Origin of the sequence: Micromonospora echinospora (assembly GCF_900091495.1) — a bacterium.
GTDB lineage: Bacteria > Actinomycetota > Actinomycetes > Mycobacteriales > Micromonosporaceae > Micromonospora > Micromonospora echinospora.
In genome coordinates, this window is record NZ_LT607413.1 from 5,743,997 (window position 1) to 5,762,654 (window position 18,658).

Consider the following 18,658-nt stretch of genomic DNA (forward strand, 5'->3'; position numbering starts at 1 on the left):
CGTGGACGACCTGTCGTGGCCGCTGTTAATGTCCGCACCGGACCGACGCGGAATAGCGAGGTATGCAGATGATCTGGCATCACGAGGAACGCATCGACGTGCTGGCGCAGGCCCGCCGGGAAATGTGCGGCAGTGGCGGACGGATTCCCGACGCACATTTCTACGAGCGTAAGTTGGCCGAGGTCTGGCGGCGAGCCGGGAACAGTCCGGCGTACGCGGGAATCGGCGGGTACAGTCCGGCGGCGTTCGCTGCGCTGCCCGTCACCGCCAGGGAGGAGCTCAAGGCCCGCCCCGCCGACTTCCTCGCCGTCGCGCCGAACGCGGCGCTGCGCTACTACGAGACCACGGGAAGCACTGGCGCGCCCACGCCGACGCCGAGGCTGGCCGAGGACGTCATCTGGAACACGGTCTCGGTGGCGGAGGCGTGGCGGGAGTTGCTCGACCGGCCGGACGAACGGGTGCTGAACCTGCTGCCCTCGGACGTGGTGCCGGTCGGCGACCTGGTGGCCCAGGCGTGTGACTACCTCGACGTGGCGCACACCCGGGCGTACCCGTTCACCACCGGCATCCTCGACTGGGACCGACTTGCCGACCTGTGGTGCAACGTCGCCCCCACGACGGTCTTCGTGGCTCCCGGGGTCGCACTGCAATGGACCCGGCTGGCCAAACAGCGCCGGATGCTGGACAAGCTCAGCGACTCCGTACGGCGACTCATGCTGCTCGGCGAGGTCAACACCCCGGCGTTGCGGGCCCGGCTCGGCCGGTGGTGGGGCGCCACGGCGCTGGACGGTAGTTACGGCAGCACCGAGACCGGCACCCTGGCCGCCGCGTGCACGGCCGGCAACCAGCACCTGCTGCCCACCGCCGCGTACTTCGAGCTGATGACCGGGCAGGGTCTGGTCCCCGCCGGAGCGGGCGCCTGTGCCGGCACCGCCTCGGGGACGGGCGAACTGGTGGTGACGCCGCTGAACGCGTACGCCCGGCCGCTGCTGCGGCTCAACACCGGGGACGTGGTGACCCTGACCACCGGCTGCCCGTGCGGCCGGCGCACACCGCTGGTACGGGTACACGGCCGCGCCTCCGACACCACGCAGGTGCGGGGTGTGGCGCTCGCACCGGGGCAGGTGGAGGAGATCGTGTACGCCGCCACCACCGCCACCGGCTACCTGATCGAGGTGGACGCCGCCGGCACCTGGGCCCGCCTGCTGCTCGAACGGGAGGTCGACGGCTATCGCGCGGGCGAGCCTGCGATGGTCCAGGCCCTCCAGAACGTCTTCGAACGGAGCCTCGGGCTGGCCTGGGACCAGGTGGCCTTCGTCAACACCCTGCCCGTCAACACCAAGAGCGGAGCCGCGCAGAAGAGCTGGAAGCGGTCGAACGTGCGCGTGCTGGAGTCGGCATGACCCGCGTCGCCAGCGGCCCGGCCGGTAGCGGCGAGGCCGACCTGTGGTGCACGTACGCAGCCGTGCGCACCCTGGCGTGGCTCGGCCGCACCGACGCGGTGGACGACCGCGCCGGTGTGCGGGCCTGCCTGACCGGCCGACGCAACGCCGACGGCGGGTACGCGTGGAGCAGGGGCATGGCATCCGACGCGTGGGCCACCTACTACTGCACCCAGGCGCTCGCCGAGCTGGGGGAGGCGGTACCGCAGGCGGACCGCACCCGGGACTGGCTGCGGGACACCTGGTCCGGCGAGGCGTACGGCATGACGCCCGGCCAGGCTCCCGACGTCTGGGCCACCCACTTCTCCACCCGTACCGCGCGCACGATCTGCGGTGACACGGTGCCGGACCGGGCTGCGCTGACCGGCTGGCTGCGTGCCCTGCAGTCGCCGGACGGCGGCCTCTGCTGGACGCCCGGCGACGCGGAGCACGGCGACGCCGACGTGCGCGCGTGCTACTACGGCGTCATGTCGTGGCTGGAGGCCGGGAGCGGCGACCCGCCGCCGTGGGACGTGCCACGGTTGGTGGCCTGGCTGCGCCGGAGGCAGGACCGGGACGGCGGATTCCGGTTCACCGAGGCTGCGGAGGTGCCCTGTCTCTGGGCGACGTACCGGGCGACGGCTGCCCTGGCCGCCCTGGGGGCGGCCCCCCGGGACCCGGCCGCCGTGATCTTCTGGCTGCTCGGGATGCGGGGCGGTAGCGGCGCGTTCGTGCGCTGGGCCGGCTACCCCGTCGAGGACGTGTGGGCCGCCTTCTGCGCGGTCGGCACCCTGCGCGCCCTGGGGGCACCGACCGGGCTCGTCGAGGCGCCGGTCGTGGCCCGGATCCGCGCTGTCGCCTGCCCCGGTGGCTACACCTACCGGGAGGCGTCGCTGGCCGCGGACGCGCTGACCACCGCCGCGGTGATCCTGTCGAACGGCGGCGGCGGCGACGCGGCGGCGAGGACCTGGCTCGAAGGCTGTCAACTGCCCAACGAGGGCGGAGTCATGTACATGCCCGGTCGCGGTGCGGAGGTGCGGTGCACCCTGTGGGCGCTGGCCGCCGGCGCCTTCGCCGGCGACGCCGTGGGCCGGTCGCGGATCGCTCGGTGGATCGTCGACCTCCAGAATCCGGACGGCGGCTTCGGACACTGGTCGGGCCGTGGGTCCGACCTGGTGTCCACGGTGTCGGCGGCGGAGATCCTGCGGCTGCTCGGCGTCGCGCCGCGCCGCGGCCTCGACGCGGAGCGGCTGCTCGGCTTCGTGCGTTCGTGCGCGTCCGGGGCCGGGCACGCCCCCGTGCCGGGCGGCCGTCCCACGCTCCGCTCCGGCCTTCAGGCGCACCGGCTGCTGGCGGCGCTCGGCCACCCGGACGCGTCCGCGGTGACCCGGCTGCTCGCCGCCCACCGGGTGCGCGGCGGCGGCTGGGCCAACGAGGGCAACCGGATGCCGGACCTGCTCTCCACGTACGAGGCGGTGTTGACCACGGACCGTCTGGGCCTGCCACTCGACGGTTCGCCCGTTGCCCGGTTCCTGGACAGCACGGACCGGGACGGCAGCACCGCCTGGACACCACTGGCACCCACCGGTGGCGGCATGCTGGCCGACTGTCTCGGCGGGCTGCTCCGCACACGGCTCTCCCGCCGGCGGCGTCCACTGCCGGCCGTCGTCCTGTCCTGACCACCGTCCCTGGAGGCTCTGTCGTGCCCACCATCGCCATCGCCGCCTCGCCGCCGCTTCCGTCGGCCCGCCAGCGCGCGGTCGTGCTGCGGCTGACCCGCTGGCTGGTCGACCGGGGCGTCCGGCCGGAGCGGGTCGTCGTGCGCTTCGACCCGGCCCCGGACCTGTACGCCGGCGGTTGGCCGGTTTCCGGGCACACGACGGTGACCTGCTGCGTCGGTCCGGACCGCGACGGCGACTTCCGGGCGGCGCTGGCTGGTCATGTCGCCGCCACGCTCGGCGGCACGGGATTCCTCTATGTCGAGTGCCGCACCACCCCGCCCGCCGACGTGTACGTGCGCGTGGGCCACCAACTCGTCCGGGCCGATCAGCCGGACCCCGTCCGAGAGGAGACAGCATGACCACCGACGTGACATCCCGACTCCGCGCGACCCTCGCCGCGCGCCTCGGGGACGCCTTCACCGGCGTGGCCGACACCGACCTGCTGCGGGAGGCGCTCGGCGACGCGTACGACAGCATGTCGGCGCTGGAGTGTGTCACCGCCGTGGAGGAGGAGTTCGGCATCGAGGTCGACCTCGTCGCCGACGACGTCCGTCACTGGTTCGCCACCGTCGACCGGATGGCCGCGTTCGTCACCCGCCGGCTCGAAGACGCCGCCGTACTGCGCGTCGTCCGATGATCCCGTTCCGGACGTCGGGCACGACCGGACCCGCGGTCACCTGGTGGCGCGGACAGGACCAGCTCGACGCGGAGGCGCGGCTGTTGCTGCCGCTGCTCGGCCGGGTCGACCGGGTGCTGAGTTTCGCGCCCTCCCACCACCTCTACGGCCGGATCTTCGGCGTGGAACTGCCACGCCTGGCCGGCGTGCCGGTCGTCACGGCGTGGACCGACCCGCTGGTGCTGCCCCCGCTGACCGCCGGCATCCGGTGCCTGGTGGTCTGTCTGCCGTCGACCTGGCCGCTGCTGCGCCGGCACGTCGGGAGGCTGCGCGGCAACGACCTCGTGGCGGTGCACAGCACGGCATGTACGACTCCGGCGACACACGATGTCGTCGATCTTCTCGGTCTCGACGCCGTGGAGGTGCTGGGGTCGACCGAGACCGGCGCGGTCGCCACCCGGCCGATCACCCGTGACGGGTGCGACTGGACACTGCTGCCCGACGTCGAGCCGTTGCCCGCCGCCGACGGCCGGCTGCACGTGAGCGGACCACGACTGGCGGCGTCCCTCACCAGCCACCGCACCGGCGATCTCGTCGAGTTCACCGGCGCGCGTACCTTCCGGCACCTCGGACGGTCCGGCGGTCTGGTCAAGGTCAACGGCCGCCGGTGCGACACGGAAGCCGTCGCCGCGCTGGTCAGCCGCATGGCGCCCGGGTGCGACGCGCGCTGCGTGCCGGTGACCGACCCGATCCGCGGCGAGCACTACGACCTGTACTACTCCACCGGGCCTGAACCGGCCGAGCTGCGCCGGATGTTGGCGGCGGTGGACGCCGACCTGCCGGCCCCGCGCCTCGTACGACGGGTACCGACGCCGTGACCGACCGCGTCGAGGAGGTGCTGGCGCGGGCCGCCGCCCCGATCGAGGCGTCGCCGGACGAACTGCGCGCGATGGCCGACAGCCGTGCGGTCCTCACCGCCGCCACCACCGAGGTGTACGGCACCACCCGTGGCTTCGGCCCTCTGGCGGCCTATCCGGCCGACCCGGACCCGCGCCGACAGGGGCTCGGACTCGTCTCACATCTCGCCGTCGGGCAGGGCGAGCCGCTGTCACCCGGCGTCACCCGCACGATGGTGTGGCTACGACTGCGCAGCATGGCTCTCGGGCACTCGGCTGTGGACCCGGCACTGTGGGTCGCACTCGCCGATCAGTGGAACGCCGGGTTCACGCCCGTCGTGCCGCGTGAGGGCAGCCTCAGCGCCAGCGGCGACCTGGTGCCGCTGGCACACGCGGCGCTGGCCGCTGGCGGCTCCGGCACCGAGCTGGCGTGGCACGACGACGCGCAGGTGCGCGCGGCCGGGCGGCTGCGGGCTCTGGGCCTGTCCCCGGTGGTGTGGGAGGCGCGCACCGCGCTCGCGTTCGTCAACGGGTCCAGTGCCAGCCTTGCGCAGGCCCTGCACAACCACCGGACCCTGCGCGCGTCCGTACGGCTCGCCGCGGCGGCCACCGCCCGGATCGTGACGTTGCTCGGCGCCGATCCGGCACCCTACGGCGAGCCCCTGTCGCGGGTACGCAACCAGCCTGGTCAGCGGAGCGTCGCCGCCTGGATCCGCGCCGCGCTGCCCCCGGACGGTGTGCGTGCCGACAGCCGGCCCCTCCAGGAGCGGTACTCGCTGCGCTGCGCGCCACAGGTGCTCGGCGCGGTCCTCGACCAGCTCGACGCGCAGGGCACGATCCTGTCTCGCGAAGCCGACGGCTGCACCGACAACCCGGTGATCGTCGACGGGGACGTACACCACGGCGGCAACTTCCACGCCGCGCCCGTGGCGCTCGCCACGGAGGCGCACGCGGTCTGTGCCCACCAGGTCGCACTCCTGATGGAACGGCAGCTCGCGCTGCTGATCGACCCGACCGTCAACGGTGGCCTGCCCCCGATGCTCACTCCCGCGCCCGGTGCCGCCAGCGGTCTGGCCGGCGTGCAGATCGCGGCGGCGTCGCACCTGGCCAGGCTGCGACAGCTAGCGCATCCCGCCTCCACCACCACGATCCCCGTCAACCTGGAGAACCAGGACCACACCCCGCTGGCCCTCAACGGCGCGAACGCGGTCGCCGACATGCTGGAGCGGGTACGGTGGATCGCCGGGTCGTTGCTGGTGGCCGTGAACCAGCACACCCATCTGCGTCCGGCTGCCACCACCGGTCTGTGGGCGCGTCTGCGGGCGGCGATCGGGCCGCTCGACGGGGATCGGCCGCTGGCCGCCGCGGTCAGGGACGCGGCAGCGCTCGGCCTGCCGGAAGAGGGGTGACCGGGGCCGTCCAGAGCGGTGCCGCCCGGTCCAGAAGCCACAGCTTCGCGGCATACAGGCGCATCAGGCCGTGCAACCGGAACTGGTGTGGACGATGCTGCTCCAGCAGGTTCCGATCGAGCAGGTTCTCCAGCAGGCGGCGTACCGCCGGCACCGGCAGTCCCGTGGCGACGGAGGCCGCCGGGACGTCGAACTCGTCACCTGGGACGAGGCTGAGCAGGCGGAACATTCGCTGCTCGGGTTCCGGCAGGGCCCGGTAGGATGCCTCGAACACTCCTTCCACGCTGCGGTCACCAGCGGCGAGTTCCTCCAACCGCAGCCCGTCGTCGAGCCGGCGCGCCAACTCCCGAATCGGCCACGCCGGGCGATGCCGTAACCGGGCCGCCGCGAGTCGAACCGCCAACGGCAGATGTCCGCACAGCCGGACGACGTGGGCCACGGAGGCCGGATCCGTCGCCGCCGGAGCACCGGCGACCCGGGTGAACAGTTCCACCGCGTCGGCCGGATCGAGCACGCCCAGACGGATCGGGTGGGCGCCGTCCACCGTAGCCGCCGTGCGGCTGGTGACGATGACGAGACTGGCCGAGTTCCCGGGCAGCAGCGGCTGCACCTGGCGGGCGTCCACCGCGTTGTCCAGCACGACGATCATCCGTCGGTTGGCCAGCAACGCGCGCCAGCGCGCCGCGTTCAGCGCCGGGTCCGGGCCGGCCTCCGCGCCGAGCATGCCGAGCAGGAGCCCCAGCGCGGACTCCATGGCCAGGGGCTCCCGGTCCTGGGTGCAGCCGTGCAGATCCACGAAGAGCTGCCCGTCGGGGTATGCGGCGCGCTGCTGGTGCGCGAGACGAGTCGCCAGCACGGTCTTTCCGACACCGGCCATTCCGGAGATTTGCAACAGCGCCGGAGCGGACCGTGGTCCCGCCGTCACGCGGGTCGCCTCGGTGAGTTCCGCCGCCCGGCCGACGAAATCGGTCAGGTCCCGTGGCAGCATGTTCGAGCCAGGCTGGTCGGAGTGGCCAGGCTCGGCGCCGAGCACCCGGCGGTGTGCCGCGCGCAGGCCCGGGCCGGGGTCGACCCCCAGCTCGTCGCGGAGCAGCCGGTATGCCCGCCGGTACGTCGCGGACGCGTCCGCGGTCCGGCCCTGCCGGGCCAGCGCCACGATGAGCAGTTCGTGGAAGCGCTCGCGCAGCGGATGTTCCCGGGTGAGCTGGACGAGCTGGGGCACCAGTTCGGCGCTGCGGCCGAGCGTCAACTCCAACTCGGCGAGGCGCTCCCAGGCGGTGAGCCGTTCCTCGGTGACCACCGGCTCGAACTCCCTGCGGAGCAGCCCCGGACCCAGGTCGGCCAGCGGGTTCCCGCGAAAGGCCGCGAGGGCCCGGCGCAACAGTTCCGCCCCGGCCGCTGGCGCCGCGCCCGTCGCGTGCCCCACGAGCGCCCGGAAGCGGTGCAGGTCCACCGACTCCGGATCGATGTCGAGCAGGTAACCCCCGGCCCGGTGGACGAGGCGTACGTCCCGTATGGCGGCGCGCACCTGGGAGGCGTACACCTGTAGGGCGCCGTGCGCGCTGCGCGGTGGCTCGCCGTCCCAGACGGCGTCGACGAGACGGCTGCGGGTCACGTGACGGCGGGGTTCGAGCAGCAGCGCGGCGAGGAGTCGGCGCGGCTTGAGCGGCAGGGGTCGCTGTCGGTCCCCGCCGACACGTACCTCCAGGTCGCCGAGCAGGCGGAAGTCGTACCTCATCGAGCCTCCTCCCCGGGCGCTGCGGGCGCCGGCTCCCGCATCGGGAGGCGCGACGCCCGCAGGCATGTACTCAGCTCCCGCGGGGTGCGCGGGCCTCGACGGTCACCACGGCCGCGCGAGCGCCGACGGTGTTGTGATGGTGCAGCACGAGCAGGTCGTTCGTGACCTGCTCCGGATCCCGCCCGACGGACAGCGCCGTACCGGGGCGGGCCAGATAGGTCAGCGCCGGTTCGGTGCCGCCGACGACCCACGTCCCGGGACGGATCGGGTCGAACGTCAGACCGCCCACCCGGTCGACCACGGCATCGCCCGGGGCCCGGTAGAAACCTCTGACGGCGACCTCGTAACCGATCCGGTGGGCCGGCCCGGCCGGGTCCACCCCGAGTGCGGCGAGCTTCACCGGCAGCAGGACGACGTTGGTGTCGAAGATGTTCGTGTCGGTGTCGCCGAATCGGCCGTTCACCGGTTGGACGTCCACCACGTTGGGCTGCGGACGGTTCAGGTCGGCCGTGGACACCAACAGCACGTCGCTGCGGGGCGCCTTCACCACCGTCGACTCGAAGTCGGCACGCCCGTCGCCGGTGGTGTCGAAGCGGACGACCGGAACGGTGTTGCTACCCAGGTTCGCCCAGTCGCCCCAGGTGGCCAGACCGATGCCGAGCATGGCCTCCTCCGGTCGGCCCTTTGCCCGGGCCGCCGGCGCGGTGGAAGCGGCACCGACGAAGCGCAGGTCACCGCCGCGAGCCGTGTCGTTCACGGTGCACCCGGCGACGATCGGGCCACCGCAGCTCGGCAGTTGCGGTGAGCGGGCGTGCAGCTCCAGCACGCTGATCAGGCTGCGGTACGCCGCCGCGCCGCTGCCCTGGTGCAGCCCGCGTCCCGCGATCCGCAGGGTGCCCTGGGAACGGTCGCCCATCCGGAGCACCGGTGGAACGGTGACCGCGGCGGCGGGCTTGGGAGAGGCCGCCACCGGCACCCGCAGGCCGACGGTCGCTCCGCGCACCGGCGTGAGCAGTAGGCGCCCAGCGGCGTCGGCGACGAACTGCCGGGCCAGCCCGCCCTGGACCGCCTCCATCGTCGGATCCATGGTCTTGCGCAACGCGGCGACGTCGTCGATGTGCAGCGTCACCCTGACCTGGGCGGTGTCGCGCGGCGCGAGCCGTACGGTGTCCCGGTCCACCGTGTACCGGACGCCCGGCGTGACCGTGATGCCCTCGTACCGCGCCGTGAACACCACGGGTGTGGTCCCCTTGTTGACGACCTTGACGGTCTTGGTCAGTCGGGTGGGCCGGGACGCGGCCACGACCCCGAAGGTCACGCTGACCGCGCCCGGATCGTCCTGCACGTAGGCGAGGACGTTCGTGGTGAGGGCCGCGGCGGCGTCGATCCGCCCCGCGCCCACCCGCTGCGGGGCGTACCGCAGCCCGGCCTCGTTCCGCAGGTCGTGCCCGGCGGTGTTCATGGCCGCGGCCTTGACCTCCTCGTACGTCCAGTCCGGGTGGGCCTGGCGAATGAGGGCGGTGATGCCGGTGGCGTGCGGAGTGGACATCGACGTGCCGGAGTAGACGGCACGGTCGTAGCCGCTGCCCGCCCAGGCGGCCGCGATGGTGTCACCGGGCGCGGAGATGTCCGGCTTTACCGTGGGCGCCCGGACGCCGCGCGAGGTGAAGCTGCTCGCGGTGTCGACCAACAGCGGATCCTGCGTGGGCAGACTGGCCTTGTCCACGCCGCGCAGCGAGATCTCGAGCGTGCCCGCGGCGGCCGTGGGACGCAGCCGGCGCGTCTCCGTCGCGGTGAACTGGAACATCGGCAGCATGCTGTTGCCGGTGATCCGGGACGCGAAATGGTCCTGCGTGGACGACAGCACGAGCCCCGCCGCGCCGCCCGCCTGGGCGTTGTTCGCGCGGGCCGCCGAGCCACACTCGCGTCCCTCCAACGTGGCCTGGTCGTCCATTTCGATCCAGACGATCCGGTCCTTCACCAGCTCCTTCTCGGCCGCGCCGTACACGCTGCACCCGGTGGTGTTCGGTGCCGGCAGGACGACGACCGGACGCCGCACGTCGAGGGTGTCCCAACCGGTGAAGGCGAGACTGAACTGGCCGGCGCTCACCCCCGGCACGGGGGCGTGCACCTGCGCGACGTCACGGAGAACGTATCCGTCGCGAGAACTGGCCACGGTGAGCGCCTCGGGAGCGACCGATCCGGGTGAGGCCGCCACGTCGTACAGGTCGTTGCCGTTGCCGGCGGAGAACACCGACAGCACGTCGTGCTCGGCCAGCTTACGGACGAACAGCGACACCGGGTCGTCCACGGCGTTGTAGTTGCTGCTCAGAGCGAGGTTGAGGACGTCGAGGCGGTCACCGAGGTCACCGTCGCCATTGGGGTCGAGGGCCCAGTCCATCGCCTTCGGCGTCAGCGCCGACGTGAGGCCGTGGCAGCCGAACACCTTGATGGCGTACAGCGTCGCCTCGGGTGCCATGCCCGGAGCCACCCTCATGGCCTCGACCTGCTGCGGCGTGAGCTTCGCGTAGTCGCCGGTGAACGTGGTGCCGTCGGCGTTCACGCCCATCGAGCCGATGATGCTGGCACCGTGGGTGCCGTGGTGCCCACAGGAGATCGGGTTCGGATCCGGGACGGGAACCGGCGAGCCGATCGCGCCGGAGGCGTCGTAGTCGTCACCCACCAGGTCGGTGCCGCCGACCACCTTGGCACTCGGGAAGTAGCGAGGGTCGACCACCTCGTGGTCGATGCTCCGGTACGCCTCCTTGGTGCCGGGTCCGCCGAAGGCCGCGTGGGTGTAGTCGATGCCGTCGTCGATGATGCCGATGCGTACCCCCTTGCCGGTCCTGCCGGTGTGGCGCCAGGCGTTCAGCGCGTTGGTGAACTGCACCGAGTTGGTGCTGCTCTTGACGTGCTCGACGATCCGCCGGACGGAGACGATGTCCGGCCGTCCGGCGAGCTCCCGAAGCTGCGCGGCGTCCGCCGAGACGATGAGCCCGGACACCGCGTTCGACGTCACGGAGAAGAGTCGGGCACCGGCCATCCGGCCCACCAGCTCCCGCGCCGTCCTCTCGACGTCGCGGCGGGCGGACTGCACCGCGGCGCGGTCCGCGCCGGTGGCCGAGAGATCCGTTGCGGACTGCTCGGCCAGTTCGACGAAGACGGTCTGCGGCCCGCTCGCGTCGAGCAGCGCGGGAGCCAGCTTGGGGGCCAGCGCGCCGAGGTCCGTCACCTCCACGGGCAGCCCCGCCGCCGTCGGCGCGCTGGACCCGTTCGGCCACGCGACGGCACCTGGAGCCGCGACCACGGTGACCGCCAGCACGGCGGCCGCCAGGACGGTTGATCTGATCGTTGATCTCACGACTGGCCTTCCTTCTTGTTCTGCTCGTTCGACAGCCCGGACACGCGCCACCAACGACGTGCAGTACGTGGACCGTCACAAGGAGAGATTCCGGTGCGGCGAGGGGGAGCACGGCGCTCGCGCCGCGCCGTGGGAATCCGAGCGCTGGTGCGCCGCGACGGGGCCGACCGTTCGGACGCGTCGCCATCGGCCGGTGAGCGCCGGCGGCCCCCGTGACCGTCGGCGGGGCCAGCCCGCCGCGCCGGTGGCGGCCGGATGGTCGCGGTGCCGGGGGTGATCCGGGCTCGACGCCGGGCGGGACAGGTCACCCGGACGCCTTCCGTTGCCTGGTCGCCGCGACCGCCCACCCGAGCCACCTTCCGCCGTCACCGGTCGCGGCCGTACCTGCCGCAGACCCGATGACAAGGCTCCGGGCAGGGCGGGTCGACCGACAGGGAAGGACCGGCAGAACCGTTGCACCGGTTTTCCTGCAGGTTCGTCTTGGCGAAGAAGGTGACCGGACGTCAGAGGGGTGACAGGGCCGATCCATACCGGGCGGTCGTGCCAGCGGCATGCGGCGCGCGACGGCAGAGCCGCCGTCGACGTGTGTCGACGGCGGCTCCCGGTGTTCCTACGGGCCCGGCGTCAGTTCGCCGTGGGACCCGTGTCGGGCGGGTGCCGGCGCCGCGCTGCCACGGCCCGACGGCGCCGTCCCGCGATCCGGATTCGTTCAGCTGCCGACGTAGGCCGCGAGGTGCTCCCCGGTCAGGGTGGAACGTTTGGCGACGAGGTCGGCGGGGGTGCCCTCGAAGACGATCCGGCCGCCGTCGTGGCCGGCGCCGGGCCCGAGGTCGACGATCCAGTCGGCGTGCGCCATGACCGCCTGGTGGTGCTCGATGACGATGACCGACTTGCCGGAGTCGACGAGCCGGTCGAGCAGGCCGAGCAACTGCTCGACGTCGGCGAGGTGCAGACCGGTGGTCGGCTCGTCGAGGACGTAGACCCCGCCCTTCTCGGCCATGTGGGTGGCCAGCTTCAGCCGCTGCCGTTCGCCGCCGGAGAGCGTGGTGAGCGGCTGGCCGAGGCTGAGGTAGCCGAGCCCGACGTCGGCGAGCCGGTCGAGGATGGCGTGTGCGGCCGGCGTGCGCGCCTCGCCGGCGCCGAAGAACTCCTCGGCCTCGGTCACCGACATCGCGAGCACCTCACTGATGTCCCGGCCGCCGAGGTGGTATTCGAGCACCGCCGGCTGGAACCGCTTCCCCTCGCAGTCCTCGCAGGTGGTGGCGACGCTGGCCATCGTCGCCAGGTCGGTGTAGATGACACCGGCGCCGTTGCAGGTGGGGCAGGCGCCCTCGGAGTTGGCGCTGAACAGGGCCGGCTTCACACCGTTGGCCTTCGCGAACGCCTTGCGGATCGGGTCGAGCAGCCCGGTGTACGTCGCCGGGTTGCTCCGCCGCGAGCCACGGATCGCGCCCTGGTCGATCGAGACGACCCCGTCCCGCCCGGCCACCGAACCGTGGATCAGGGAGCTCTTGCCGGACCCGGCGACGCCGGTGACGACGACCAGCACGCCGAGCGGGATGTCGACGTCGACGTCGCGCAGGTTGTGCGTCGCCGCGCCACGGATCTCCAGCATGCCGGTGGGCGTCCGCACCTTCTCCTTCAGGGTGGCCCGGTCGTCGAGGTGGCGACCGGTGAGGGTGCCGCTGGCCCGCAGTCCCTCGACGGTGCCCTCGAAGCAGACGGTGCCGCCCGCCGTACCGGCGCCGGGGCCGAGGTCGACGACGTGGTCGGCGATCGCGATCGTCTCCGGTTTGTGCTCCACGACGAGCACCGTGTTGCCCTTGTTCCGCAGCCGCAGCAGCAGGTCGTTCATCCGCTGGATGTCGTGCGGGTGCAGGCCGATGGTGGGCTCGTCGAAGACGTAGGTGACGTCGGTGAGCGAGGAGCCGAGGTGGCGGATCATCTTGGTGCGCTGCGCCTCGCCGCCGGAGAGCGTGCCCGCCGGCCGGTCGAGCGAGAGGTAGCCCAGCCCGATCTCGACGAACGAGTCGAGGGTGTGCTTGAGCTTCGCGAGCAGCGGCGCCACCGACGGCTCGTCGAGGCCGTCGACCCAGTCGGCCAGGTCGCTGATCTGCATCGCGCAGGCGTCGGCGATGTTGACGCCCCGGATCCGCGACGACCGGGCCGCCTCGGCCAGCCGGGTGCCGCCGCACTCCGGACAGGTGGTGAAGGTGACCGCCCGGTCCACGAACGCCCGGATGTGCGGCTGCATCGCCTCCCGGTCCTTGGCCAGGAACGACTTCTGGATCCTCGGGATCAGCCCCTCGAACGTCAGGTTGACGTTGTCGACCTTGATCTTGGTCGGCTCCTTGTAGAGGAGATCCTGGAGTTCCTTCTTGGTGAACTTCCGGATCGGCTTGTCCGGATCGAAGAAGCCGCAGCCGCTGAAGATGCGGCCGTACCAACCCTCGACGCTGTAGCCGGGGATGGTGAGCGCGCCCTCGTTGAGCGACTTGGTGTCGTCGTAGAGCGCGGACAGGTCGAAGTCGGTGACCGAGCCCATGCCCTCGCAGCGCGGGCACATGCCGCCCAGACGGGTGAAGGTCGCCCTCTCGGTCTTCGTCCTCCCGGCGCCGCGCTCGACGGTGATCGCACCGCTGGCCTTCACCGAGGGAGTGTTGAACGAGAACGCGTTGGGCGAGCCGATGTGCGGCTGCCCGAGCCGGCTGAAGAGGATCCGCAGCATCGCGTTGGCGTCGGTGGCGGTGCCGACGGTGGAGCGGACGTTCGCGCCCATCCGCTCCTGATCGACGATGATCGCCGTGGTCAGCCCCTCCAGCAGGTCGACGTCCGGCCGGGCCAGGGTCGGCATGAAGCCCTGGAGGAAGGCGCTGTAGGTCTCGTTGATCAACCGCTGCGACTCCGCCGCGATCGTGCCGAACACCAACGAGCTCTTGCCCGAGCCGGAGACCCCGGTGAACACCGTCAGCCGGCGCTTCGGGATGTCGATGCTGACGTCCCTGAGGTTGTTCTCCCGCGCGCCCCGCACGCGGATCAGGTCGTGACTGTCGGCGGAATGCGGCGCGGGCGAGGACGTGCCCGTGCTCGTGGCCATGCTCATCGTGTCCAATCGTGTTACGCGGGGGCCGCCGTCGCGGCCCCCGTCGGCGTCCTGACCGCTGGTCGCCGGACGGCTCAGCGCTGTTCCTGGATGCGGACCATGTTGCCGGCGGGATCGCGGAAGGCACAGTCGCGAACGCCGTACGGCTGCTCGGTGGGCTCCTGGACGACCTCGGCGTCGCCGGCCTGAAGCCGTGCGAAGACACCGTCGAGATCGGGGGTGGCCAGCAGGATCATGGCGTAGGTGCCCTTGGCCATCATCTCGGTGATGGTACGGCGCTCGTCGTCGGTGACGCCGGGGTCGGCGACCGGCGGGTGCAGGACGATGGACGTGTCGGGCTGGCCGACGGGACCGACCGTGATCCAGCGCATGCCGTCGTATCCGACGTCGTTGCGGACCTCGAAGCCGAGGGCGTCGCGGTAAAAGGCCAGGGAGGCCGCCGGGTCGGTGTGCGGGAGGAAACTCGCGTTGATGGTGATGTCCATGGCAGTCACGCTAGGTGAGGCTCGGGGCCGGGGCTTCTCGATTCCTGATCGGTCTGGTCACCTTCTTCGCCACGCAGGACGGCATCCCCGCCGTCGCGCGGGCCGCCCGCTGCCGGTAGACGCTGGGCGGCACGCCGACCAACTCGGTGAAGCGGGTGCTGAAGGTGCCCAACGAGGAGCACCCGACCGCGAAACAGACATCGGTGACGCTGAGGTCGCCGCGACGCAGCAACGCCATGGCGCGCTCGATGCGCCGGGTCATCAGATAGGCGTACGGCGACTCACCGTAGGCGAGCCGGAACTCGCGGCTGAGGTGCCCGGCCGACATGTGCTCGCGGCGCGCGAGGGCCTCGACGTTCAGCGGCTGTGCGTACTCCCGGTCGATCCGGTCACGGACGCGACGCAGCCGCGCGAGGTCGCGTAGGCGCTGCGCTGCGGCGGATGTGCTGGTCACCTGCGAAATCGTGCCACATCGTGCCGGCCGGTGGCCGGGAGCCGCCGGTGACGGTGGCGGCTCCCGGTCCTGGTACGGCCGGCGTCAGGTCGCCGTGCAGGAGAGCATCGGCCTGCTGTTGGTGCCGTTGGACGTGCCGATGAAACCGAAGGTGGTGCTGACGCCGGCACCGAGCGAGCCGTTGTAGCTCATGTTGCGGGCGGACACCGTCGCCCCGCTGCTGGTGACCGTCGCGTTCCAGGCCTGCGAGACGGTCTGCCCGTCGGCGAAGGTCCAGACCACCGTCCAGTCCCGGATCGCCGAGGTGCCGGCGGTCACCGTCACCTCACCCTGGAAGCCGCCCTGCCACTGCCCGACGACCGAGTAGGTGGCGGCGCACCGGTTCGGCGGCGGCATGGTGGGCGGCGGCGTGGTGGGGGGCGGGGTGGTCGGCGGGACGGTGGTGGGCGGGGGCGTGGTGGGCGGGGTGCCGCCGAAGACGGTGGCCTCCCGGGCGGTGGCCCGGATGCCGTGGGCGCCGTTGAAGATCCGCTCACCCCAGGTGGTGAGCTGGTCAGGGTCGAAGTTCACCGCCATGTCCAGGATCGGGTCGGTGTTGCCGCTCCAGGACCACCCGAGGTAGCCCAGCCTCCGGGCGTCCGCCTCGGCCAGCAGGGTCTCGTGGTCGACCTCACCGTCGCGGAACCGCCAGCCGAACTCCCCGATCACCAGCGGCCAGCCGTTGGCCTCGAACCGGTCGAGGTAGCTCACGATGCTGGCGGCGGTGCTGTACACCGCGTACATGTGGATCGACAGCACCGTGTTGCGCTGGCTGTCCGCGTCGAGCACCGCCTGCGCGTTGTCCCGCATCACGTTCTGCCAGTCCTGACCCCAGTTCGGGCCGTCGACCATGAGCAGGTGCGCGAAGCCGTTGGCCCGCATCTTCCGGATCGCGGCGACCGTGGCGTCGGTCCACTGGGCGGCGTTCACGTTGCCGATCGGCTCGTTGCCGATGTTGATCACGACGTAGTCTTCCTCGCCGGCCAGCGCGCTCTTCTGGCTGATCCAGTAGTCGACCGCCTCGTCCAGCGAGGCGGCGGCGCCCTCCTCGCCGTAGCCGGTGGTGTCGTGCACCTCCAGGACGCAGATCAGCCGGTTGGCCTTGCACAGCGAGACCACCTCGGCCACGTCGTTCGACGGGCCCCAGCGCTTGCCGGTGCCGAGCACCACCCGGACCGTGTTGGCCCCGAGCGCCTTGACGTCGGCGAAGGAGTCGGTCTGGCCGGTGAACCACACGTGCGGGTGGTTCACCCCGCGCATGACGAACGGTTGGCCGTTGGCCTCGACGATGTCGGTGCCCTCGACGTGCAGGCCGACCGCCGCGTGGGCGGGGGGTACGACCATCAGGACGGCGCTGACCAGCGTCAGCAACGCGGTACCGAGAAGGGTGAGTCGTCTCTTCATGCCTACCTCTGGGGTGGGAGGCCCGAGACCGGGCGAGCGCCGGGTCACAGGCGTGCGGGCCCGACGACCCGTTGCCCAGACGGTCGTCGGTCGGCCCGGTGTGTGGACGTCACAGGACGACCCGGCTCGTGCAGAACGGTACGCAAGGGCGGTCGACGACGCAACGCGCCCGTCCGGTCGCGGTGGTCCACCGCCGCCCCGCGCGGTGCCGTACGGTGTCCCGGATGGACGAACCGGTAGCCGGAACGGTGCCGCCCCGCCGCGCGGGACGCGGCACTCTGGTGTTCCAGTACGCCACGGTGGCGGTGTTCCTGCTCGGCGCGGCCTACCCGCTGCTGGCCGCCGCGGCCGGCACCGGCGACTGGGCCGGGTTGGCCGACCCCAGCCTCGAACGCTACGGCGACCCCAAGGAGTGGGCCCTGCCGCCCGGCCCCGAGACGTTCTGGAACCCGCTACTGTGGATCTTCGCGTTCAGCAGGGTGACCGTCATGCTCTCTGCCATCACCCTGCTGGGTCTCGTCGGCGTCGCTGCCGGGGTGGTCCGGCTCGCCCGCCGGGGAGCGGGCCGGGGCCGGTTCGTGGCGCTGCTGGTCGGCACGCTGCTCTGCGCGGCGGTCACCGTGGTCATGCTGACCCCGTACGGTGCGCAACTGCGCACCTGGCTACTCGACTAGCGACCGTGTGCGTGGTCGGGCACCACCACCCGCCCTCCACCCCGTCGATCAAGGAGTTGTGGCGCCCGAGTCCTGCCCTTCGTGGGGGTTTGGCTGGTGCTCAAACTCCATGATCGACGGGGTGGAGACGCCGGCTCCCGCGTGGGGCCGTGCGGTCAAGCCAGCGGGCCCAGCCGGACGGCCTGCTTGAGGAAGACGACGCCGTCGATCATGTCGAGCTGGGTCGGGTCCAGCGGGAAGTAGGCGAAGTCGGGGGAGACGCGCGGGGCGGGTTCGGTAACGGCCTGGGCCAGGCGGCGGACGTCGACGAGGGAGTGGTCCCACGGGAGCGTGGACAGGATGCCCTCGACGGTGTCCGGGGACGGGACGTTCTCGCCGACCGTGCCGAGGGCCGAGGCCAGGAAGGCGTACCGGTCGCCCAGGTGGGTCGCGACGATCGCGCCCGCGCTCCACCACTCCAGCTGCTGGTCGCCGAGCGCCATGAAGCTCCTGTTCCGCTGGAGGTGAAGGTTGGAGGCGTAGACCAGGGCCGGGCCGTGCGTGGCGACGGCGCGTAGGTTGGCGGCCATCATCCCGTCGCGCAGGGCCGACAGCCGGGACCACCGTGCCGGGGACGCGTCGGCCATCCAGTAGTGGTAGCGGAGCAGGCCGACGGCGGTGCGCCCGTACAGTGCCGCCCGTTCCCGGTCCTCCGCGTTCAGCTGGGGTGCCTGCGTGTCGAGCAGCGCCACCAGGTCGTCGGCGATCAGCCGCAGCCGTTGGGCGTCGGCGGACCGGCCGATCGACCGGGACGGTTCCCAGGCCGCGGCCTCGTTCGACCACCGGTCGTCCGGGCCCAGCAGCGTGTCGAGGGTCTCGCTGGTCACCACGGTGCGGGGGAGTGGGCCGTCGAGGAGTGCGTAGAGGCCGGTGAGCGCCTGGCGCGGGCTCGCCGCCCAGTACTCCAGCGGGCCGTCGAACCCGAAGAACCGTAGCTTATCGTCATGTTTCTCGTTGTACGCCCGCATCCAGCGCACGAGTTCGCGGTTGGCCGGTGAGGCGCCGAAGCCGTGGCTGAAGCCGCGTTCCATGACGTCGTCGAGCGTGCCCTCGCCCGTCGTGAGGTAGTCGTCCACCACGAGGCCCATGAGGCAGTCGCTCTCGATGGCGAACGACCGGTAGCCCTCATGTTCGACCAGATGCCGGAAGATCTCGTTGCGCAGGTCGCCGAGCTCTTCCACGAAGTGCCGGGCCTCACCGAGGCCGAGCAGCAGGGGCCGCGCGGGAAGCGACCGGAGGAACGTCGAGACGGACGCGCCGTCGAGCGGCCGGGCCGTGTCCTTGATATCCATTCCTTC

The 18,658-nt window shown here is 72.1% G+C and carries 14 protein-coding genes; 7 read left to right on the forward strand and 7 right to left on the reverse strand.

Annotated elements, in window-relative coordinates:
* Window positions 1–68 precede the first annotated feature (68 nt).
* The 6 genes from GA0070618_RS24690 to GA0070618_RS24715 are packed head-to-tail and all read left to right on the forward strand — an operon-like array spanning window position 69 to window position 6,063.
* Complete coding sequence (locus tag GA0070618_RS24690; protein ID WP_088985808.1) at window positions 69–1,403, forward strand: phenylacetate--CoA ligase family protein; 1,335 nt, start codon at window positions 69–71, stop codon at window positions 1,401–1,403.
* Window positions 1,400–3,100: a prenyltransferase/squalene oxidase repeat-containing protein gene (locus GA0070618_RS24695; protein ID WP_088983753.1), complete on the forward strand. Its 1,701-nt coding sequence runs from the start codon at window positions 1,400–1,402 to the stop codon at window positions 3,098–3,100. Before GA0070618_RS24690 ends, GA0070618_RS24695 begins: the two co-directional genes overlap by 4 nt.
* Window positions 3,101–3,123: 23 nt before the next feature.
* On the forward strand, window positions 3,124–3,501 hold the full coding sequence (locus GA0070618_RS24700) for a hypothetical protein (RefSeq protein WP_088983754.1): 378 nt from the start codon (window positions 3,124–3,126) through the stop codon (window positions 3,499–3,501).
* The gene (locus GA0070618_RS24705) at window positions 3,498–3,779 is read left to right on the forward strand and encodes an acyl carrier protein (RefSeq protein WP_088983755.1); all 282 of its coding nucleotides are present in this window, start codon (window positions 3,498–3,500) and stop codon (window positions 3,777–3,779) included. The genes GA0070618_RS24700 and GA0070618_RS24705 overlap by 4 nt, the downstream gene beginning before the upstream one ends.
* Complete coding sequence (locus GA0070618_RS24710) at window positions 3,776–4,636, forward strand: class I adenylate-forming enzyme family protein (protein ID WP_088983756.1); 861 nt, start codon at window positions 3,776–3,778, stop codon at window positions 4,634–4,636. Before GA0070618_RS24705 ends, GA0070618_RS24710 begins: the two co-directional genes overlap by 4 nt.
* Window positions 4,633–6,063, forward strand: coding sequence for an aromatic amino acid ammonia-lyase (locus GA0070618_RS24715; protein WP_088983757.1), 1,431 nt, complete (start codon window positions 4,633–4,635; stop codon window positions 6,061–6,063). Before GA0070618_RS24710 ends, GA0070618_RS24715 begins: the two co-directional genes overlap by 4 nt.
* Here GA0070618_RS24715 and GA0070618_RS24720 read toward each other — a convergent pair.
* The 6 genes from GA0070618_RS24720 to GA0070618_RS24745 form a co-directional block, all read right to left on the reverse strand.
* Window positions 6,023–7,801 carry an AfsR/SARP family transcriptional regulator gene (locus GA0070618_RS24720; RefSeq protein WP_170107850.1) on the reverse strand — a complete coding sequence of 593 codons (1,779 nt, stop codon included), beginning with the start codon at window positions 7,799–7,801 and terminating at the stop codon, window positions 6,023–6,025. The genes GA0070618_RS24715 and GA0070618_RS24720 overlap by 41 nt on opposite strands.
* Before the next feature lie 70 nt (window positions 7,802–7,871).
* Window positions 7,872–11,162: a S8 family serine peptidase gene (locus GA0070618_RS24725; RefSeq protein ID WP_088983759.1), complete on the reverse strand. Its 3,291-nt coding sequence runs from the start codon at window positions 11,160–11,162 to the stop codon at window positions 7,872–7,874.
* Window positions 11,163–11,871: 709 nt separating this feature from the next.
* Window positions 11,872–14,265, reverse strand: a complete 2,394-nt coding sequence (locus GA0070618_RS24730) for an ATP-binding cassette domain-containing protein (RefSeq protein WP_197701630.1) — start codon at window positions 14,263–14,265, stop codon at window positions 11,872–11,874.
* Between the two features lie 74 nt (window positions 14,266–14,339).
* On the reverse strand, window positions 14,340–14,750 hold the full coding sequence (locus tag GA0070618_RS24735; protein ID WP_088985810.1) for a VOC family protein: 411 nt from the start codon (window positions 14,748–14,750) through the stop codon (window positions 14,340–14,342).
* A gap of 10 nt (window positions 14,751–14,760) precedes the next feature.
* A complete protein-coding gene (locus GA0070618_RS24740; protein WP_088983760.1) occupies window positions 14,761–15,204 on the reverse strand; it encodes a helix-turn-helix transcriptional regulator in 444 nt (147 codons plus the stop codon).
* A gap of 84 nt (window positions 15,205–15,288) precedes the next feature.
* A complete protein-coding gene (locus GA0070618_RS24745; RefSeq protein WP_088983761.1) occupies window positions 15,289–16,647 on the reverse strand; it encodes a cellulase family glycosylhydrolase in 1,359 nt (452 codons plus the stop codon).
* A 224-nt stretch (window positions 16,648–16,871) separates the two neighbouring features.
* On the opposite strand from GA0070618_RS24745, the gene GA0070618_RS24750 reads away from it, so the two are divergent.
* Complete coding sequence (locus tag GA0070618_RS24750) at window positions 16,872–17,321, forward strand: hypothetical protein (RefSeq protein ID WP_088983762.1); 450 nt, start codon at window positions 16,872–16,874, stop codon at window positions 17,319–17,321.
* 155 nt (window positions 17,322–17,476) lie between these two features.
* Here GA0070618_RS24750 and GA0070618_RS24755 read toward each other — a convergent pair whose 3' ends face one another.
* Entirely contained in the window at window positions 17,477–18,652 is a 1,176-nt protein-coding gene (locus GA0070618_RS24755; RefSeq protein ID WP_088983763.1) for an erythromycin esterase family protein, read from the reverse strand.
* Window positions 18,653–18,658: the final 6 nt, after the last annotated feature.